The organism is Segatella copri DSM 18205 (assembly GCF_025151535.1).
Taxonomy (GTDB): Bacteria; Bacteroidota; Bacteroidia; order Bacteroidales; family Bacteroidaceae; genus Prevotella; species Prevotella copri.
This window is the reverse complement of record NZ_CP102288.1, coordinates 1,094,178-1,114,544: the sequence shown is the minus strand read 5'-3', so window position 1 is coordinate 1,114,544 and position 20,367 is coordinate 1,094,178. Positions and strand designations below refer to the sequence as shown.

Below are 20,367 nucleotides of genomic sequence, written 5' to 3'. Positions count from 1 at the left end.
TCTATTTTATTTGTGGGTGCAAAATTACGGCTTCTTTCGTACAATATTATCCATTATATTTGCGTTATCATAGTGGATATTTGCACAAACGCAGATAAATGGAGATTATGCCTATATTAGAACGAAAGATTGCGCACGAAATGATAACTTTGTGCAGTCATATTACTTATCCGGAGTTCGTTCTGCCCCTGCATAAGCATGCGGAGTATGAACTCATGATTTTCACCCACGGCAGCGGAAAGCAGTTCGTGGGCGAGGGCGTTGCGCCTTATACAGAAGGTGATGTTGCGCTGATAGGAAGCAATGTTCCGCATCTTCATCTTTGTAAAAGCCGGATGAAGAGTGGGGAGAATGCTGGGAAAGAAGAACTTAAACCAGGGCTTGAAACAGAACAGGAAGATAGGCTGTATAGTAGTGGCGAAGCCATCCAGTTCAGTCCTCAATTGTTTCCTTCGTCTCTTTTGAATCTACCCGATTACGCCCATATTTCAGAGCTTCTTTCAAAAAGCCAGTATGGAATCCGGTTCTATGATGAGGGTTTGTATGATGAACTCTTAGAGATGATGAAGGCTTTCGATTCATCCACCCACACCTCACGGCTTATCATCCTGCTCCAGATTCTCGACCGCCTGCATCATTGCAAGGAAACGCAACTCTTGTCATCAACAGCTTATAACAATGCCAACAGACAACCTGAGTTGGAGGAGCCTATCGGCAGAATCTACACCTATTTATATAATAACTTCCGTGAGAAGGTGGTGCTGAAGGATGTTGCCGATTTTGTAGGTCAGAATCCGACTTCGCTTTGCCGCTATTTCAAGAAATCCACCGATAAGAGCATCTTCCAGGTGTTGGCAGAAATCCGCATCGAATACGCCTGCAAGCTGCTTGCCAATTCAGATTTGACCATCACAGAAGTGGCTTTCAGTTCCGGCTACAATACGCCGACTCTCTTCTTCGAGCAGTTTCAGAAGATCATCCATCTTACTCCTGCAGAATATCGCAGGGAAATCAATGGGGCTGCTAAGTGATGGCGAAAATTGCAAAGATACTCTATGATATTGCAAACATACAGAACTTTGTTAAGCGGAAAAGTCAGTAACTTTGCACCGTCAAAAGAATAGTTGAAATTTAAAAGATTAGTTTAATTATGGAAAAGGAAATATTATTGAATAATGGAGTGAAGATTCCTACACCGGGCTTCGGAACGTTTCTTACTCCTGATGGAGCAACCTGCGTTGAAGCTGTGAAGGCTGCCATCGCTGCAGGCTACACCCACATCGACACCGCTGCTATCTATAAGAATGAGAAGAGCGTGGGCGAGGGAATCAAGGAAAGTGGAATCAAGCGTGAGAATCTCTTTGTTACCAGCAAGGTTTGGAACACGGAGCGTGGTTACGACAAGACCTTGAAGGCGTTTGACAAGACTTTGAGCGATTTGCAGCTTGATTATCTCGACCTCTATCTCATTCATTGGCCAGCCAACGAATTTCAGTTTGGTAAGGATGCTAATCAGCTGAATGTAGATACTTGGAAAGCGATGGAACGTCTTCATGAGGAGGGCTTGATTCGCAGCATCGGTCTTTCCAACTTCATGCAGCATCATGCAGAGCCAGTAATGGCGAAGGCAAACATCTGTCCGATGGTTGACCAGATAGAGTATCATCCTGGATTCACCCAGAAGGAGTGCGTGGAGTTCTGCCAGAAGAACAACATTCTTGTGGAAGCATGGAGCCCGTTGGGAAGAGGCAATGTTTTGGATAATCCTCTCTTGAAGTCGATTGCTGCCAACCATAACAAGAGCGTGGCTCAGGTAGTTATTCGCTGGGTGATGCAGACAGGCGTGCTGCCACTGGTGAAGTCGGTTACTCCAAGCCGAATCAAGGAAAACTTCGATGTATTCGACTTTGAACTCTCTCAGCAGGAAATGCTTGAAATCGCATCGCTGAAAACTGACAGAATTGGTTCAGACCCAGATACATGTGACTTCTAATACTGTATAGTTTTGGAGTGAAATGCTCCCATAAACATATAAGATGAAAATGTAAAAAGTTACGGAGATAATTCATATTCTCCGTAACTTCTTACATTAAGCCTCCATTTTTGAAGTTATTGGGTTTCCCTCAGTTCTTCTATGAGGTTTTCAAGAATATAATCATCACTCATAAGCTGTAAACCATATTTCGGGTCAGACAGTTGCTGGTACACCTTAGTAGCGTAAAACAAGTTGAGTGCCCTTTCTGCATCAATATGCAGAGCTTCTGCAAGCATCATTATTATTCGGCTTTGTTTGCGCCATAATACAGAATCTCTCATAGTCAATCCTCCTTTTCTATTTGTTCTGACGAAACAAACGACAGATAGTTGTCAACAATCTCTTGGTTCAATATGCAGAGTTGATGATTTACAGCCTTGTATTTCAATTGTCCTAGGGCTTGCTCGGCTGTAATGACATTGTTCTCGTAGTCTTCTACAGTATCAATGACATTATCGTTGGCAACGCCACCTTCCACGATGTCATACATGGTTTGCTTTGTACCTCCTTTACGGCAATCAACTACATATTCCAGCCATTCAAGATTGTAACTGTCGAAGATTTTAATGCGATAATCTTTACTCTTTACCGCATCGTAATCAAATGAATATATAGACAATGTCGGTAGGGCGTTACGTCCTTTTCTTTCAGCAATAGTCTTTGCCCATGACGAAGCCTGTAGGCGCAATTTGGTAAGGTAGAAGCCTTGCCCAAAGTCCACCTTCTTTCTTCCTAATTTAACAAGTGGTTTTCCAACTTGTATATAAGAGCCATGATATAGTGTAATCATACTTCTTTCTCCCAGTTCAATAAAGTTTCACTAATGTCGTCTGCCACCCAGTCAAGGCTTTGTGTATGAAGGTCTTCATACCTTTTTATCAGCCTACGGTGAATCAATCCCTGCTTCAGCAGGCGGTCGTGCATCTCCTTTCCGGAAATACCCAATTTACGTGCTCCACTCTCTATTGCCATAACGGCGAAGTGAATATGTCTGTATGTATCGTTGTCTGTATATGCCATATTCTGTATTCCGTTTATTTTGTATTCTTTATTGTTTCTTCATGCTCTAATCATTTGATAGATATGCGCCTGAATCTATGGGATAAGCCAAGTTCAACCCCATATTGGCACTATATATCTGCAAAAATACAAAAAATATTCAGAAAAGTGATTTAATGAATGAATTTTGTTTGCAGGACGAACTTGATTTAACCTTATTTATATGCTAGAGGGTTGTTGATGGCATCTTGAATAACCAGAAATCCTTAATGACCTTAATGACCGTGACCTTAATCACCGGAAAACGCCCCTAAACATTTATTTGTTTTTCTGATGAAACTCCTTCCTTGTCTTAGCCATTACTTCTGTAGCCCTATCATGGGTCTCTATAAGCAATGGGCTTTTGTGATATTGCACAATCTTGACACCAACAGAGTTGTGCCTTTTCTTTTCCTCGATGCATTGGACAATCAAGTCCGGATTTGCCGACTTTGATGTTGGAGTCTTGTCAAAGTTCTGAATATAGGCAGCGTTGGTCAGGAAGAGAATGTCGGAACCTTCCGGTATTTCCTGCATTACCTTCACCATGAGGGTTAGCATCATTCGAAACTCTGTAGTGTGAAGGTCGCTGATTACATCACGGCTGATGATATTGCCGTTATGCTCAATCACAACGGCAGCACCACCAGCTCGCTCTTTATGGCCATAATCACATGAGCCACCTATCCAAACGTAATATGTAGAAGTATCTTGTGTCATAATTATTTTATCTTCAACGTCCGCAGATATTCCTTCTGCTCAGGCGAGATTCTGTAGCTCTCGATTGCTTTCTGGATGGTCTTGTTGTGCGTCCAGGGAGCAAGACGTTTTTGCTCGATGTAGGGAATCGTTGCGTCCCATTGCTTGGCAAGGGCTGTGGCAAAGAACCAGGCAACCATCATCTTTACGTAATACTCTTCGCTCCTTGCTGATGCAGGAATTTCAAGATACTCTGCCTTGAAGTCTTTATCCAGGTAATGAGACATAAGTATCTCTATTCCAAAGCGACAAGTATAAATGTGTGACGATTTACTCCAAGTCTTGATCTTCGCCAATAGTTCCTTCTTGTGTTTGATAAACACCTTCGGAGACATGATGTCGCAAACTGCCCAGTTGTCCACGAATGGCAGGAAGCTGTCTGTCAGACGAATGCACTCTTCGTAGTCCTTTACCTCTGAAATGAGGAGTCCGTGAAGCATGTTCTCATCGTAGTACTGATGAGGAAGCTGATGAAGGAATTCCTCGCATTCAGCCTCCTTTGTAAATACTTTTGCAAACTTGCGAAGCACAGGAACACGAATACCTATGAAACTCTCCACAGGCACTCCTGGTGTCAGTTTAGCTTGGAAAGCAGCATAATGCTTATCCTGCATGGCGAACAGTCTTTCTTGAAGTGAAGTCATAAATTCTTTGTTTTATAATGCAACATAGAAGGAGCAATTGCCTCTTTATTCCATTCTGCCATATTTCATTTCCACGCCCTCCTTATCATACTGCTTGCGCTTGCCGGTTGGTGGCTCAGTAAGCGTGATGCGAACAACAGCCGTGCGTGAAAGGGAACGGGCGATGCTCTGGTTGAAAGCATCCATGTGTTGAGGAAGGAAACGTTCACAAACTAGTCGGAGCCCATGAATCTTCTCTGCTTCATCGGTCACGATTTCTGCCTTGCCGAATGCAATGGCTGATTTGAATTGCAGGGTGAAACTGCCGTCTTTCGGACCAACCGTAGGCGCACAACGGGTTACGGCTGAAATGCAAACCTCAGGATGAGCCTTAATAGCCTCCAGTTTCTTGCCTTCCAAAGCACCATGAAAATACCAGTTCACATCATCATCTGATGCGAGTGACAGGGGTAAACCATAAGGCTTGCCTTCTTCGTCAATAAAACTGACCGTTATATACGGAGCCTTGTGCATTATTTCCAAAGCCCACTCACTATCCATTGCTCTTGATTCCTTTCTCATTTTTATCCTATTATTTTATATCTGTTATACTAAACACCTTTACCATATCAGAAAAAATACATCTTTCTTGCTATATATATGATCATTTAATATTACTTCTAATGTCTGGATTTGGCTCTGGTTCCGCAGCCATCATTGGCTGTTCCTCAGGAAGTATGTATCTACTGCTGATGTGGAGACCAGAATCATTGTTCGCTTCTATCTCTCCACGCAGTCGTTCTTTCAATTTGGTGTTTCTGTTGATTACCGTCAGATTACGTATTGCATAAGCGAGAGCTTTGGGCTGGCCGATAAGCACACAGATTTTTTTAGCTCTCGTAATGCCTGTATAGATGAGGTTGCGCTGAAGCATCACAAAATGAGTCATCAAAACTGGGATTACCACGATCGGATATTCTGAACCTTGCGATTTATGAATGGTAGAAGCATAGGCCAATGTTAGCTCATCAAGCTCCGTTGCTTCATATTCCACCAGATTGTTGTCAAAGTTGACACAGAGTGTGCGGTCTTCTATGTTGACTTTTTCTACAGTTCCGATGTCACCATTGTACACATTCTTGTCGTAATTGTTACGTATTTGCATCACACGGTCGCCCAACTTATAAGTTGTACCACCACGGCTTATGCCCAATGTAGTTGTATTGAGTGCTTGCTGTAGCATCATGTTCAGGTTGGCTGCACCTACCACGCTTCTTTGCATCGGCGTAAGTACCTGGATGTTGCTTAAAGGCTGATTGTAAGCCTTTGGCAAGCGATACTTCACAAGTTTTACTATTTCTTCAGCCACTTGTTCCGGGTCTTCATTTTTGATAAAGAAGAAGTCGGTCTGCTTGCCGTTGCTCGTATCTGGATAATGCCCTTGGTTGATGGCATGGGCACTCATGACGATTCTACTGGATTGAGCCTGCCGGAAGATGCGGGTTAGTCGAACTACGGGAATCTTCTCGGAGTCAATAATGTCACGCAAAACATTGCCAGCTCCAACACTTGGCAACTGGTCAATATCACCCACAAGCACTAAGCGCATGTGTTCGGGAATAGCCTTCATTAGATTATACATCAATATGATGTCAATCATAGAACACTCATCCACAATCAGCGCATCACCTTCCAGTGGGTTCTCCTCATTCCGTTTGTAACCATCTTGTGGATTAAACTCCAATAGTCTATGAATGGTCTTGGCTTCCATATTGGTAGCTTCGCTCATTCGCTTGGACGCACGGCCAGTAGGTGCTGCAAGCAAAATCCTCATTCCTGCCGTTTTATACGCAGTAATAATACCTTGCGTAGTTGTGGTCTTACCTGTACCAGGACCGCCAGTCAGTACCATCACTTTCGAGCGGATCGCTTGTTGGATGGCAGCAATCTGAACCTCGTCATATTCTATACCAGAGGTCTTTTCAATCGCTTTAATATCAGCCTTCAATCCGAGGTTATTTGCTCCTTGACTATTTATTAAGGTCAAGAGTTTCTTTGCCGTTCCACGTTCAGAATGATAGAATGGAGGCAGATATATAGCTTCATTCTCACGGATGAGATCTTCCGAAGCAATCATCTCTGAAATGGCTTGTCTGATAGGTTCTTCGTCTGCTTCAAGCAGTTTTTTGGCTGCTTCTATAAGCTGCTCTTCTATAGCATATACATGTCCTTCGTTGGAAAGTTCATTCAAAGTGTAACCTATACCACTTTTGCAACGTCTCAAATCGTTTTTCTCGTAGCCCATCTTAGAGGCAATACCATCAGCGGTTTTAAATCCGATGCCCCAAATATCATCTGCAAGGCGATAAGGATTCTCTTTCACGTTGTCGATGCTTTCCTTGCCGTACTGGCGATAAATTTTGGCGGCATAAGCGGTACTTACTCCGTATTGTTGCAGGAAGATCATTACATTCTTGATGTCCTTCTGTTTCTCCCAACTGTCTCGGATTTTCTCTACACGCTTCTTACCGATGCCAGCCACTTCATATAGTCGTTCGATGTCATCTTCAATTACCTCGATTGTATCAGTACCGAACCTCTCAACTATCAGATGAGCATACTTCGGACCAATGCCTTTCACCAGTCCGCTTCCTAAATATTTCTCTATGCCATATACAGTTGCAGGCATCACTTCTTCCCACGTCTCGCATACGAATTGACGTCCGTATCGCTTATCGACTTTCCAGTCACCATTACACAATAGTACAGCGCCCACTGGTACATCCAGCAGGTTGCCTACCAAGGTAACAAGGTCTGAATAATCCTTGACCTTAACCCTCATCACGGAATATCCATTCTCTTGATTTTGGTAGGTAATGTGTTCTACTACGCAACGTATCTTTATCATTTATTTTATGTCTATCTCTGTGAAACGATTAAAAGTTCTGCCGTCCCTCGTAACTTTCCCGAAGAACATGTTTTCTGGGCGAACCCAATAGGCTTGGTCTCCATAGAGAGCCTGATAAACCACCATGCGCTCCTGAGTCTCGGAGTCAAAGGCAGAATGGATGAACTTATATTTGCCGCCCTTGAAGTGCTGGAAATATCTTTCTTCCTTAGCTGAAAACTCCATCAGCATTTTCTGGGCAAGGGGAGCGTACCATGTCTTCACCTCCTGCTCAGTAGGCGTATGACCGCCAGGGAAATGGAAGGCTTGGTTGTAATGCTTCAGGAAGAGAGGGGAGAAGTGAGCCAGGGTGTCCTGCTCACCGAAAAGTCCCCACACACGATCCTTATAATAGGGGTTGCAATGGTCGAACTGCACGGCTTCCAGCTCCGCAAACTCCTCTATCAGCGCCTCGTCAATCACAAGCCGCAGATTGCCGTCCCTTCTCGGTGCCTTGTATTCATGCTCGCCGATTCGTTCCTTCAGAAACTCCGTCATCATGAAATACGGATTGCCGAGCAGGGCAGGAATGCCCACCACCGGAGCCAGCATCTGGGCGAGGAAAGAGCCGCAGCTGTTGCCCAGAAGCAAGTCGGGCTGTTCCCGGTCGATGATGGAGCGAATCTCCTTCAGTGCCTCCTTGGGGTGCAATGGCAGGTCAGGAGTCAGCACCACCGCAGTCCCCTCAAACGCCTCTTTCAAGGCTCTCGCCATCGGACAGCTGCCCGTGGCGAAGAATCCGTGTAGGAATAATATCTTCTTCATGCTTATATTGTATTGTCTGTATCTTTATGTAGTAAATTGGATGGAAGCTGGCTTAAACTCTTGTTTCATTCCTTTTTCCTTACTTCCCAATGACCACTATAGCCACTGCCAACATACACAATATGAGGCATTTTTGCGATACGACGCTTGATGGTTATAATGCTTTTCCCTGATAGTTGAGCCAGTTCACCTGTTGTTATTTTAGGATAAACAGCTACTTGATATTCTATCCATTTATCTAAGTCTTTTCCTTGAGTGCCACCTTGAGGGACATCTTGAGTATCACCTTGAGTATCACCTTGAGTATCACCTTGAGTATCACCTTTATTTTCCACAAAGTTTACCTCAATATCAGGATGAGATTCCTGCCAGGCTAAGATCATATTCGGGAATGTGACAGTAAACTGGGCACGGTCGGAGAAGAAGCTTGGAAGCATCCTTTCCTCAAAGTAGGGAAGTGCTTTGATTGGTTTGATGATTTTGCCCATGCCCGAACCTTTACGCTCCATATAACCCAACTGAGCAAAGATATCTGCGATAACCGGATTGCGTCTGACAGAAGGAATATCTTCTAAGTTCATCGTCTGGATAAGTCTTCCTTCTGGCATGGAACCTGGAGAATATATCACCATACGGTCATCGAACATATCTACATGCACCTCGCTACCTTGAATCAGATAGTCGCGATGAGTCAGGGCATTCACTACAACTTCCATCACGCAACGTTCCATATATTGAGGAATCTCAATGCGCTGCATCGGTTCTTTATACCAAAGGGTACGATTGTTGCGACGGATGAAGGACATGGTGTCTTCAAGAAGAGTTACAAGTCCGCCTGTAATCTCTGCGCTGTCGAGAGCATCGATGCTTCCTCCTGCTTTTGTCTTGCCGTTCCATCTTGTGCAGAACACACGGCTTTGGCGCAATGGACATTCGTCTGCCATCAACAGACCGGCATAGGTAAGTATTCCCTTGTTGTCAACCAGGCCAAACGAGCGGTAGAGCTTATTGTCGAAGCTTAGACCATTCCAGGCATAGTAGCGGCTGCGAATCTTTGAAAATGCATAATCTTCAAACATTTCATCGCTTGGGCGGGCGTCGAATGAAGAGTTGCGACCTCTTAGTACCAGACGCTTATGTTCGGTACTATCAGCCACAACCGATTCGCTGCCAATGCGCACAAAGGTTTCAAGAACGCTGTCGCCAATATAATAATAAGGTGTATCTTCACCGCCATGCACATGAAGAATGAGCAGTTCCTTGTCTTCTACACGCTCTATCTTTAAGTCGATTTGGGGCATAGGGTCTATGCGCTCCTTGATTTTCTGACTGATAAATTCTGCATCAGCCTTGGCATCGTTCAATCCTATGATAGTATCGTCATCGGCAATACCAAACAATAGGCAGCCGCCACCTCCATTGGCAAAGGCACTGACGCTCTTTAGCCAACTTTTCACTTTACGGCGTTCCACTTCCTGCTTCTTATCGTATTCAGTAGTCTCACCTATATATTTTGCCATGTCCATGTTTACTTAATTTTATGATTAAACAATATATCTGCAAAAATACAAAAAATATTCAGAAAAGTGATTTTATGGATGGATTTTGTTGGCAGGGCGAACTTGATTTAACCTTATTTTATATAAGGTAGAGGGATATTTTGAAAAACCGAAATCCTTAATGACCTTAATGACCTTGACCTTAATGACCGGATTCTTGGGGGATTGAAAATGATAATGACCCTTAATAACTTTGACCCTTCATGACCGGATTTTAGGTAGAAACAAAAAGACCGCTCTCCTCGTATTGAGGTGAGCGGTCGATTTATTTATGGATGAGTCTGCTTATTATAATAAGGTAGACTCCATGTTCTTTATCCCATGCAGCTCGTTACTCCGAGCGTAGTAGCGATAGCGGTCAGTATGCTGATGGCTATCTGCAGAATTGTTTTCCAAGTGTTCGCTTTCATTTTTTTTGAATGTTGAGTGTTGACTTTTTGGGGGCGGATAGGCTTGGCTAGGGGCTAGCACCCTAGCCAGTCTATCCTTTGGCTATTCAAGGCCGTCGCCAGTATCGTCCTTGCCGGTAGTGCCGCCGCCTGGTTCAGAGCCTTGGCCGTCGCTGCCGGTCTGACCGGTGTTTGAACCGCCTGGGGTAGAACCGCCTGGCGTATTATCCGGAGTAGTTGGGGCGTTGAGGTCAACGTTGGTCTTACCCTCCTTAATCGCCTTGATAACGGCTGCCTGAGCGCTGCGGCTGGCTACGAGGTTGAACTCGGCGTCATCGCGAAGGTTCTTGAACTCCTGACCAGGCTCCCACTGAACCTTCACACCGGTGATGTTCTGCGCGGTGAACTTGTCAGCATCCTCAGCACCCTTCGAGGTGAGAAGGAGAGAGAAATCACCGAGATCGCCCAGACGGATTTTCTTGCCCTCAAGCAACATCTCACGCATGCAGTCTACGGCAATGTAGAGGATGGCGCTGATGTCAGCTCTCGAATAAACACTGCCATGAGAGGTGATGTGCTTGGCAAACTTCTCGATGGTCATGATGTCGGTGTACTGTGAGATGGCGAAAGCATTCTGCTTCTCGGTCTTCACGAGTTCCAGGTCCTTTGGGTCAGGATTCTTGCCCTCTTTCTTTGCCTGGTTGATGCGTGACTTAGCCTGGTTGATTTCCAGAAGATTTGCGTTCACGCTACGCATTACGATGCTGTAATTAATCATACTATGTTATGCTTTAAAGAGTTTATTTAATCACAATTTCCCAGATGCTTTTTTCTTGTCCTTTTCAGAGTCTTCATTGATGACCGGCGCCTGTCATCTTTTGCTCCCTGTCTCGGTCTTCATAGATGACCGCCTTTAGGTACAAGATAGCTTTCTTTCGATTGCTGATGCAAAGGTACGAAAAAGCACTGTAGGAAGCAATACTTTTCCGGCAACTTGAATTCAGTTTTCCGGAATCTTGTGAAATGGAGCCTTTCGAGAGTAGGTGAAGAGATTCATGGCAACGGCCTGCATCCGGTCATTAGTGACCGGTCATTATCGGTCATTAAGAAAAATCACTTCCGGTCATTTAGCCCCTATAATATATATTAAATATTTTAATATTATATTATAGCTCTTTTTTCGCCCCCGAAAACCTTAATGACCGAAAATGACCGGGCATTAATGACCGGATTCTGAGGCTTTAATTAATACTCTTTTATGCTAGTATTGTACTTGTAATTTGTTTTGTATTAATGATTTATAATAAGACATTTATTTTTTTGTCTGTATATAAATGTATGGGAATAAACTACATATGTCAGCGTCCTTTCCTACAATATCGTTGCTTTTTTGCCCCACTTTTCGCCTTCCCTTCGCTCTCATTTCAGCCATAAATGCCCTTTCTTTGGAGCATGAATTGATGTGAGGAAGAGCATTTTTCACCCTGATTGAGGGGATAAAAACACCTTCCTAACTCCCATATTTTGCATTTTCCGTTAAATAACGTGATAAAATTCTTTGGTTTGCCAACTTTTTATTATCTTTGCTAGCAATTAACAAAATATTGACGTAGAAATAGTCCGGAAAGCTAGAAACTACATAATAACAATACTAAGATGAGAAGGGATAACCTATTGTTATATAACTATTTAGTATGTATATTTTGTGTGTGAAGCGAATCCTGTATATTGGGTTATGAATGGAATATATATTTACTTTTCAAATCATAGCATTCGCTTTTTATGCATTCTTCCAATACCTGTTTTCAGCGATGAAAAACGGAAAAATTAGAGCTTTCTGATTACATAAACCCCTTTTTTAGCCCATGAATAGCCGATTTTGCACTTTAATTCATGCCCTCATCGAGCAGCTGAAGGAGGAATATCCATTAGCCACGATTCATGGTCATAATGAATTTGCCAACAAAGCCTGCCCCTGCTTTGATGTGAAGAAGGAGTGGGGCTAACAGATAGGGAACGCGCTGCGTTCCCTATTTTCGTTATCTATTATTTCCAGATGCAACATGTGGAGTAACTACTCAGCACCCCTATAGAAAACTTCTCGTTAATAAAGCATAAACTTGATTTTGCTTATTTTCTTCATCATTACAAACTTTTTAATGATTGAGTCGATGAGGACGTAGGCTGTTTAAAACAGTTCATTTAACGAGTTCTTTTCCGATGATGCCTCCAACATGTCTCCTTTGTCTATTATCGCCCTTCAACAGATTATCTGCCAGGAGATGCGTTTTTGCATTCCCCGTAAGTCAAAAGTCTGCGTTAAGGGATGTAAATCGTGATTTTGCCATGTGGAGATAAATGCTTATCTTTGCACCAAAAAATGGCAAGCGACTGTACTGACATAGATGTTGTTTTGCGCCAGATAAACCAGCGTCTGCGCAAACTTGAGAAGTCCGACTCCGAGAAGACTGAGGAGATCGGACGTCTCAACCGTGTCATTAACCAGAAGGACGTGGAGATACATAATCTAAAGACAGAACTTGCTTCCACAAAGGCTGAACTAGCCGTTGCCAAAAAGCGCATCAAGGAACTCGAGGGTGCTGATGACGATACATCAAGTACACCAGGAAAGCCCGAGAAAAACAGCAGTAACAGCAGTATCCCTCCATCCCAAGAAAGTATCGCTTCCCGTGAGCTGCGCAGGACCAAGTCTCTTCGCAAGCCAAGCGGAAAGCCGAGCGGTGGACAGCCTGGCCACAAGGGTCACACACTGCAGACTATAGCAGAACCAGACGTAATTGTAAAGCACGAACCCGTCTATTGTAAATGTTGTGGTCGGCTCTTGATTGATATACCATGCCAAAAGATCCGTAAGACACAAATTGTTGATATCAAGGTGGTCGTAGAGACCTGCGAGGAACAGTATTACGAGAAGGTCTGTGAATGCGGTTGCGTAAACAACTGCGAAGCTCCCAACTGTCGTATCAAGTATGGTGACAACCTCCGTGCACTGGTGACATACCTTAATGTAGTGCAGTGTATTCCGTTCAAAAGGATTGCAGAACTTATATCCGACCTGTCCGGCCAGAATATAAGTGAGGGAACAGTGCAGAACATACTCAAAGAGAATAGCGGCAAGGCAGACTGTGCATATGAGGAAATACGCAAGAGGCTGGAAACAGCGTCAGTCGTAGGAGCCGATGAAACTGGTGCTACGGTAGGAAAGCATCTGCATTGGAACTGGATATTCCAGAACGACCTGCTTACATACGTGTTCCAGTCAGAATCGCGAGGTCAGAAGGCCATAGATTCCAAGTTTCCAAAGGGACTTCCCTATTCGACACTTGTGACTGACAGACATCAGAGCTACTTCAGGATGAATGTTAAGGACCATCAGGTCTGCCTGGCTCATCTTCTTAGGAATGCAGAGTATCTGAACGAACTGGATCCAAACCAGAACTGGTCACGGAGATTCATCCATCTGATAGAACACTCTATAAATCTCAGAAGAGAGGACAACATTACCTCTAGAAAGATAAAGGTACTGAAGACAAAGATGAAGAACCTCTTGGGTGAAAGCCTCACGCATTTAGATAACGAGTTTGAGAAATTCAAGAGGGGTATCCTTAAAGTCAAAGACTACCTATTTACCTTTCTCTCCAATCCAAGTGTGCCTTACGAGAACAATGCCAGTGAGCGGGGAGTTAGGAAAATCAAGATAAAGCAGAAAGTCAGCGGTTGCTTCCGAACAGACAGCGGTGCCGATGATTTTGCCAAGTTGCACTCCATTGCTGAAACTGCTATGAAGAACGGAAATTCTAAATTCAATGCAATTCTTGCTGTAGTACAACAGTAAGACGATTACTCATGCCCATAGGGGTGCTGAGTAGTTACCATGTGGATGTTGCTGATAGTATAGCTTTCTCTTGGATTTTTGGCTAAATGATATGCTAAATAATAATAAAATATCTCTCTGACAGATATGGCACATAGCCAAATGCAAGAGCATATTATTTTCAGATGGATGAGCCTCAAAAGTACAATAGAATACCTCGGTGAATGGGAAAAGCTATATAATCCGAATTTTAATTGTACCGAATTCGATACAATTAAAAATGCAGCAGGAAGCAACAACTTCGTGCTTTCTGTAAAGGCATGGATTCAAAGAACAGGTGCAATAGGCATCATGGCAAAAGCTGGCCGATATGGTGGAACTTATGCTCATCGAGACATTGCGTACCACTTTGGAATGTGGATTAGTCCTCGTTTCCAGCTTTTGTTGGTAAAAGAGTATCAACGTCTTAAAGCTGATGAGCAGAAACAATTGTCATGGTCTGCCAAGCGGGAACTATCAAAGATAAACTATCGCATTCACACGGATGCTATCAAAGTTAATCTCATTCCTGCGGAAGTGACTCGTGAGCAAGCTGCCATGAAATATGCTGATGAAGCGGATGTACTCAACATAGCGATGTTCGGCATGACTGCGAAACAATGGCGTGAGCAGAATCCCGACAAGAAAGGCAACATTCGTGACTATGCCAGTATTAATGAACTTATCTGTCTCTCAAATATGGAGAATCTCAACGCTGTATTTATCAATGATGGTATGGCGCAGTCTGAGCGACTTATCAAACTCAATCAGATTGCCATTCAGCAGATGAAAATTCTTGAAGATACAGGCGGAAGAAACTTATTAAAATAAAGATGAATATGGCAATAAAGGATAAGGATGGAAATACGGTGGGATGCATTTTTATCAGATGCATCCCCCTATGTAAATCCATATATTTCTTGTAGCGGCTTTAAACTTTGTCTTCTATCTTTGTGAATAGGCATTTCCCTTTTCTATAATCGTTGGGAGAAATTCTTTTTTTGTCATCAAATTCTAATTTATAGTCTTCAACATCCCATTCCCAAGCTTCTAGCATTACATAATGTTGGTCATATAGAATCCAAATGAGTTTATCCCAAAGATAATTCGTTGCTTTAGGAACCATTGTGACTTTACTTCCAGGCTTACCACTTGGTCTATTTGCTTTTACCTGGTATCTTTGATGATTAAAAACAAAATCTGCACCTTTACTTACTGCGGTTTTATCCTGCATGTAAACAGAATAATCACTTTCTGACATTCCAACTAACATCGCTGCATCAAATTCAGATATAACAGAAGTAATCTGTGGCGCAACACCATATTTTGATTGCCATTGCAAGGCAATCTCAACAAGTTTATCTCTTAACATAATAATCCATTTCTTGATATTTGCTATATATTAAAAACAGCAAAATTATTTCCCGATGCAAAAGTGCTTGAAGATATTGTTTAGCGTTTCCTGGCTACTGATCTGTCCGCCAGTGATTTCGCCCAATTCTTCCAACACCATTTTCAGGTCTTCGGCGATGATGTCGCCGCTCATGCCCATTTCCATCGACTCCAATACTCGGGAGAGGGAATCATGGGCACGGAGTAGGGCCTCGTAGTGGCGGGCACTCGTTATGATGACATCGTTCTCGGTAATCTCAGGAATATCAGCGGCTTTTACTAATGCCTGCTCCAGGGATGAAACGTTCTCGCCTGTGCGGGCACTGATGAAGAGTGGGGCTTCTGATTCACTGGAATCTGAACCACAGGAATGGGTGAATTTATCGAACGCAAGTTTATCATTCTCAAGTTTATCCATCTTATTAAATACTACCAGCAGCTTCTTGCCCTGGTTCTTCAGCTTCATCTCCTCGATTTCTGAGGCTGACGGCTGCTCATCTAATAGCCAGATTACTATCTTCGCCTCTTCCATCTTCTGGAAAGTGCGCTCTATTCCGATGTTTTCTACCACATCATCCGTCTTTCGGATTCCGGCTGTGTCAATAAAGCGGAAGGTGATTCCGTCGATGAGGGTGGTGTCTTCGATTACATCTCGGGTGGTTCCGTGAATGTCGCTCACGATAGCCTTCTCCTCGTGAAGCAGACGGTTGAGCAGGGTGCTCTTGCCCACATTCGTCTTGCCTACGATGGCTACGGCTACTCCCTGCTTTAGGGCATTACCGGTTTCGAAGGAGTGGGCGAGGGTGGTAATCTTGTGATTGATTTCTTCGGCTAGTGCCTGGAGTTCGCTGCGGTCGGCAAACTCCAGTTCTTCGTGGTCGCTGAAGTCGAGCTCCAACTCCAGGAGCGAAGTCATCTTTAATAATTTTTCGCGAAGGAGGGAGAGTTCGTTGCTGAAATGACCCTTCAGTTGGCTGAGCGCCATCTTGTGGGTTGCCTTGTTGGTAGAGGCGATGAGATCAGCTACGGCTTCTGCCTGAGAGAGGTCCATCTTGCCGTTGAGATAGGCACGACGGGTGTATTCGCCCGGTTCTGCCTGGCGACATCCTACCTCCGTAAAGCGATGGAGAACCTGCTGAAGAATGTATCGGCTGCCATGACAGGAAATCTCGGTGGAGTTCTCGCCTGTATAACTGTGGGGTGCACGGAACACGCTCACCAGTACATCATCGATGGTGTTGCCATCCTTATCCTTGATTTCGCCATAATGCAGCGTGTAGGGCTTGGCTTCTTCCAGGGATTTGCCGTTGGCAGACTGGAAGATTTTGTCGGTGAGGGTAATGGCGTCGGAGCCACTGAGTCGGATAATTCCGATAGCACCGCCGGCTGGGGTTGCCAGGGCGCAGATACATTCTTCTTGATTCATTTTTTTATTGTTTAAATTCTATCTAATACAACCTTGATGAGATTGTCGATGGTGCTCTTGTAGCCGGTGTTGGCGCTGAGGGCACGGCGGTTGGCGATGACCATGCAGCAGGTTAATGCCTTATGACCGAGGAGAAGAGAAAGACCGGCGAGGGCTGAACTCTCCATCTCGAAGTTATTGACACGCAGACCGTTATACTCGAATGCTTCAATCTTCTGATTAAGTTCCGGGTCGGCAAGTGGAGCACGGAGTTCGCGGCCCTGAGGTCCGTAGAAACCGCCACAGGCTATGGTGATTCCGCGTACCATATCATCGCCGGCTATCTGGTTGAGCAGTTCCGGATTGTTGTCTACACAGTATGGGTTGCCAATCTGGTCGTTCCATTTTACCTGGCGCTTGAATTCTGCCTCTGTTTCAAGGTCGCAGATTTCGTTGCGACGGGCATAGAAGTTGATGAGTCCGTCGAAACCGATGCTCTTCTGCGAGGCTACGAAGGTTCCGGCAGGGCAGTTGAGCTGCAGGCCGCCGCAGGTTCCGATGCGCACGAGAGTGAGCGTGGTGTGCTCAGGTTTCTCGGTGCGGGTTTTGAAATCGATGTTCTTCAGCGCATCGAGCTCGTTGACTACGATATCGATATTATCGCATCCTATTCCGGTGCTCTGCACGGTGATTCGCTTGCCTTTATATGTGCCGGTGATGGCGTGGAATTCCCGACTTGAGACTTCGCATTCCTTCTCATCGAAATGGGAGGCTACGAGGGCTACGCGACCTGGGTCGCCAACGAGGATTACTTTATCAGCCACTTGTTCCGGGCGTAGATGAAGGTGGAAGCAGCTTCCGTCTTCATTGATAATCAATTCTGATTCTGCAAAATATTTGCTCATAGTTCTCTTGATTTTAAGTTATACATTATTTATATTAGTGCTTTGCGCCCCTCTGTGTTTAAGATAAGCAAAGATACGAATAAAAAATGAAATGCGATATTTTTTTAATGATTTTAAACAGTAAAAAACACGAAGGGCAAATCCCGAAAATGGAACTTGCCCTTCTCTTTCAAATCTCTCTTCTTTTATATACTAGTTTTTGCTCCACACGCCCTGAAAGGGCAGAAGCTCCTAGCCCAGGGCATCGCCCTGGGTAATTACGGACGCAAACCTGTCGCCCTGTAAGGGCAAAAGCTTTAAAATACCGGGCAATATACAAAGCTTTTGCCCTTACAGGGCGCCTTGCTAATTGCTATTATACCCAGGGCGTTGCCCTGGGCTAGGAGCTTTTGGGCCTTCAGCCCGCACTTAAACCACTTGCTAAACTTGGGTTATGAATTCATAGAGAGCAGGAACTCGTCGTTGTTGCGAGTATGCTGCATATTCTTGTGGATGGTGCTCATCGCCTCGATAGAATTCATGTCAGACAGATACTTGCGCAGAATCCACATGCGGTCGAGCGTTGTCTTGTCCTGCAGCAGATCGTCGCGACGGGTAGACGAAGAAATGAGGTTGACAGCAGGGAAGATGCGCTTGTTGCTGAGTGAGCGGTCGAGCTGCAACTCCATGTTACCGGTTCCCTTGAACTCCTCGAAGATGACTTCATCCATCTTGCTACCTGTATCGGTGAGGGCGGTAGCGATGATGGTGAGCGAACCGCCGCCTTCGATGTTACGCGCAGCACCGAAGAGTCGCTTAGGTTTCTGGAGGGCGTTTGCATCCACACCACCGGTGAGCACCTTACCAGATGCAGGAGCTGTGGTGTTGTAGGCACGGGCGAGACGGGTGATGGAATCGAGGAAGATGACAACATCGTGTCCGCATTCTACCATTCTCTTAGCCTTCTCGAGCACGATTCCGGCAATCTTGACATGGCGCTCTGCTGGCTCGTCGAAGGTAGAGGCGATAACCTCTGCATTCACGGTGCGTGCCATGTCGGTAACCTCCTCAGGACGCTCGTCGATGAGCAGCATCATGAGGTAAGCCTCAGGATGGTTGGCTGCGATGGCGTTGGCAATATCCTTCATGAGGATAGTCTTACCGGTCTTTGGCTGAGCCACGATGAGCGCACGCTGACCCTTACCGATTGGCGAGAAGAGGTCTACGATGCGGGTGCTGAGATTGGTGGTGCGGCGGTCGCCACAGAGATTGAACTTCTCATCAGGGAAGAGTGGGGTGAGGTGCTCGAAAGGAACACGGTCACGAACCTCTGACGGGTCACGGCCATTGATCTTGATGATGCTGGTGAGCGGGAAGTATTTCTCGCCCTCGTGAGGCGGACGCACCTTGCACTCGATGACATCGCCAGTCTTCAGACCGAACTTCTTGACGAAGCTGGATGCTACATAAACATCGTCCGGTGAAGAAAGGTAATTGTAATCGCTGCTGCGCAGGAATCCGTAGCCCTCTGAAATCACTTCGAGCACACCGTTGGATTTCACGAGATTGCTGAAATCGTAGGCTGGTGCTTCCTGCTTGTTCTTGGCTGCAGGGGCAGCAGCAGGTGTGTGCTGGTGAGAAGTCTGTGGAGTGGTAGGACGGTCGAAGATGTCGACAGTAGGAATGGCAGCCTGGTCTTCGATAGGAATGTCGACTACTGGGATGAAATCGGTTCCATCGCCCGGATCACCCTTCCAGGTTCCGTCTGCATCGAGTTCTACCTTCATACCTTCAGTATAGTAGATAGGAGCTGACTCCTGTTTCTTATCGGTTGCAGTTTTTTCAGTAGCTTCTTCCTTTGCGTCCTCAGCTGGAGCCGGAGCGGCTGCCGGAGCTGGAGCTGCTGCGTTCTGTGCATTCATCTTAGCCTGGAGCATCGCCTGCAAATCACCGCTGATGTTAGCGCTCTCAGCGTTTCCGGCAGAGAACTGCTCTTCAGGAACGGCAGCTTGCTCAGGTGCTGCCTGCTCAGGTGCTGCCTGCTCAGGAGCTGTCTGCTGGTTATCGGCTGTTGCCTCTTCCGGCTGTTCTGCCTCAGTAGCAGCCTGCTGGTTAGCCGTCGCCTGTGCATCTTTCGCCATCTGCGCTTCTATCTCGGCTTTTACCGCCTGATGCTTTCTGATGGCAGCTGCTCTGGCTTCTGCAATAGCTTCGAGTTCTGCCTTGCTTCTTCTGCCGCGGTGTTTCGGGAAGTTGGCAAGTACCTGAGCCTCGATGTCTTCGCCTGATTGGTTTAGAGTCTGCTTCTGGGCAGCTGATTGTAAACTCTGCTCTGCCGGGCTGAACTGGATTTCTTCCTCAACCGCTGGGGCTGGGGCAGTTTCGCTCATAGCCTGAGGAGCAGTTTCGCCGCCGTTAGGACCCAATACCTGGTTCTTCTGCACGTCGAAATTCTCTCCTTCATTTCCGTGTACGGAATAAACACGGTCTTCTTTCTTGGTTGCAATGCGGGTGCGCTTGCGCTTAGGGGCTGCTTCAGGAGCTGGCTGTTCTGCCTGGGCGTCGAGAATGGCGTAGACGATAGTTCCCTTGTTATCGCTCTTCTTTACCTTGGCTCCAAGTTCCTTGGCAATGTCCTTCAACTGAACGACACTCTTTGCTTGTAATTCTTCTTTGCTATACATATATTATATATTG

Annotated in this window: 19 protein-coding genes and 1 pseudogene; 5 read left to right on the top strand and 15 right to left on the bottom strand. The window is 45.2% G+C overall.

What is annotated here, in order from left to right:
• Positions 1-107: 107 nt before the first annotated feature.
• Both NQ544_RS04560 and NQ544_RS04555 read left to right on the top strand, forming a co-directional pair.
• Positions 108-1,031: an AraC family transcriptional regulator gene (locus NQ544_RS04560; RefSeq protein ID WP_040552736.1), complete on the top strand. Its 924-nt coding sequence runs from the start codon at positions 108-110 to the stop codon at positions 1,029-1,031.
• A gap of 119 nt (positions 1,032-1,150) precedes the next feature.
• Positions 1,151-1,993, top strand: coding sequence for an aldo/keto reductase (locus NQ544_RS04555; protein WP_006846552.1), 843 nt, complete (start codon positions 1,151-1,153; stop codon positions 1,991-1,993).
• A gap of 116 nt (positions 1,994-2,109) precedes the next feature.
• On the opposite strand, the gene NQ544_RS04550 is transcribed toward NQ544_RS04555, so the two are convergent.
• The 11 genes from NQ544_RS04550 to NQ544_RS04500 all read right to left on the bottom strand — a co-directional run bounded on the left by NQ544_RS04550 (position 2,110) and on the right by NQ544_RS04500 (position 10,893).
• A complete protein-coding gene (locus NQ544_RS04550; RefSeq protein ID WP_006846553.1) occupies positions 2,110-2,316 on the bottom strand; it encodes a DUF3791 domain-containing protein in 207 nt (68 codons plus the stop codon).
• 2 nt (positions 2,317-2,318) lie between these two features.
• Positions 2,319-2,825 (bottom strand): DUF3990 domain-containing protein, encoded by a 507-nt coding sequence (locus NQ544_RS04545; protein WP_006846554.1) that lies wholly within the window; start codon positions 2,823-2,825, stop codon positions 2,319-2,321.
• Positions 2,822-3,055: a DUF3791 domain-containing protein gene (locus NQ544_RS04540; RefSeq protein ID WP_006846555.1), complete on the bottom strand. Its 234-nt coding sequence runs from the start codon at positions 3,053-3,055 to the stop codon at positions 2,822-2,824. The genes NQ544_RS04545 and NQ544_RS04540 overlap by 4 nt, the downstream gene beginning before the upstream one ends.
• Positions 3,056-3,352: 297 nt before the next feature.
• On the bottom strand, positions 3,353-3,793 hold the full coding sequence (locus tag NQ544_RS04535; protein WP_006846557.1) for a hypothetical protein: 441 nt from the start codon (positions 3,791-3,793) through the stop codon (positions 3,353-3,355).
• Positions 3,794-3,795: 2 nt separating this feature from the next.
• Positions 3,796-4,476: a DNA alkylation repair protein gene (locus NQ544_RS04530; RefSeq protein ID WP_006846558.1), complete on the bottom strand. Its 681-nt coding sequence runs from the start codon at positions 4,474-4,476 to the stop codon at positions 3,796-3,798.
• A gap of 45 nt (positions 4,477-4,521) precedes the next feature.
• The gene (locus tag NQ544_RS04525) at positions 4,522-5,037 is read right to left on the bottom strand and encodes a pyridoxamine 5'-phosphate oxidase family protein (protein ID WP_006846559.1); all 516 of its coding nucleotides are present in this window, start codon (positions 5,035-5,037) and stop codon (positions 4,522-4,524) included.
• 82 nt (positions 5,038-5,119) lie between these two features.
• Complete coding sequence (gene recD2 / locus NQ544_RS04520; RefSeq protein WP_006846560.1) at positions 5,120-7,363, bottom strand: SF1B family DNA helicase RecD2; 2,244 nt, start codon at positions 7,361-7,363, stop codon at positions 5,120-5,122.
• On the bottom strand, positions 7,364-8,167 hold the full coding sequence (locus NQ544_RS04515) for a YqiA/YcfP family alpha/beta fold hydrolase (protein ID WP_006846561.1): 804 nt from the start codon (positions 8,165-8,167) through the stop codon (positions 7,364-7,366). It abuts the gene before it with no gap.
• 65 nt (positions 8,168-8,232) lie between these two features.
• Entirely contained in the window at positions 8,233-9,687 is a 1,455-nt protein-coding gene (locus NQ544_RS04510; RefSeq protein ID WP_208854994.1) for an ATP-binding protein, read from the bottom strand.
• Positions 9,688-10,040: 353 nt separating this feature from the next.
• A complete protein-coding gene (locus NQ544_RS04505) occupies positions 10,041-10,136 on the bottom strand; it encodes a smalltalk protein (RefSeq protein ID WP_153072405.1) in 96 nt (31 codons plus the stop codon).
• A gap of 82 nt (positions 10,137-10,218) precedes the next feature.
• Positions 10,219-10,893, bottom strand: a complete 675-nt coding sequence (locus tag NQ544_RS04500) for an HU family DNA-binding protein (RefSeq protein WP_006846563.1) — start codon at positions 10,891-10,893, stop codon at positions 10,219-10,221.
• Between the two features lie 1,087 nt (positions 10,894-11,980).
• On the opposite strand from NQ544_RS04500, the gene NQ544_RS04495 reads away from it, so the two are divergent.
• From NQ544_RS04495 to NQ544_RS04485, 3 genes and pseudogenes are all read left to right on the top strand, one after another.
• On the top strand, positions 11,981-12,121 hold the full coding sequence (locus tag NQ544_RS04495) for a peptidoglycan recognition protein family protein (protein ID WP_006846565.1): 141 nt from the start codon (positions 11,981-11,983) through the stop codon (positions 12,119-12,121).
• Between the two features lie 374 nt (positions 12,122-12,495).
• Positions 12,496-13,971, top strand: coding sequence for an IS66 family transposase (tnpC, locus tag NQ544_RS04490; RefSeq protein ID WP_153134078.1), 1,476 nt, complete (start codon positions 12,496-12,498; stop codon positions 13,969-13,971).
• 111 nt (positions 13,972-14,082) lie between these two features.
• Positions 14,083-14,820: pseudogene (locus NQ544_RS04485) on the top strand (KilA-N domain-containing protein); the annotation flags it as partial.
• Between the two features lie 100 nt (positions 14,821-14,920).
• Here NQ544_RS04485 and NQ544_RS04480 read toward each other — a convergent pair.
• The 4 genes from NQ544_RS04480 to rho all read right to left on the bottom strand — a co-directional run bounded on the left by NQ544_RS04480 (position 14,921) and on the right by rho (position 20,354).
• Positions 14,921-15,361, bottom strand: a complete 441-nt coding sequence (locus NQ544_RS04480; protein ID WP_006846568.1) for a hypothetical protein — start codon at positions 15,359-15,361, stop codon at positions 14,921-14,923.
• Positions 15,362-15,406: 45 nt separating this feature from the next.
• Complete coding sequence (gene mnmE / locus NQ544_RS04475) at positions 15,407-16,807, bottom strand: tRNA uridine-5-carboxymethylaminomethyl(34) synthesis GTPase MnmE (RefSeq protein ID WP_040552549.1); 1,401 nt, start codon at positions 16,805-16,807, stop codon at positions 15,407-15,409.
• Positions 16,808-16,818: 11 nt separating this feature from the next.
• Positions 16,819-17,691, bottom strand: coding sequence for a nucleoside phosphorylase (locus NQ544_RS04470; RefSeq protein ID WP_006846571.1), 873 nt, complete (start codon positions 17,689-17,691; stop codon positions 16,819-16,821).
• A gap of 431 nt (positions 17,692-18,122) precedes the next feature.
• A complete protein-coding gene (rho, locus tag NQ544_RS04465) occupies positions 18,123-20,354 on the bottom strand; it encodes a transcription termination factor Rho (RefSeq protein WP_006846573.1) in 2,232 nt (743 codons plus the stop codon).
• Positions 20,355-20,367: the final 13 nt, after the last annotated feature.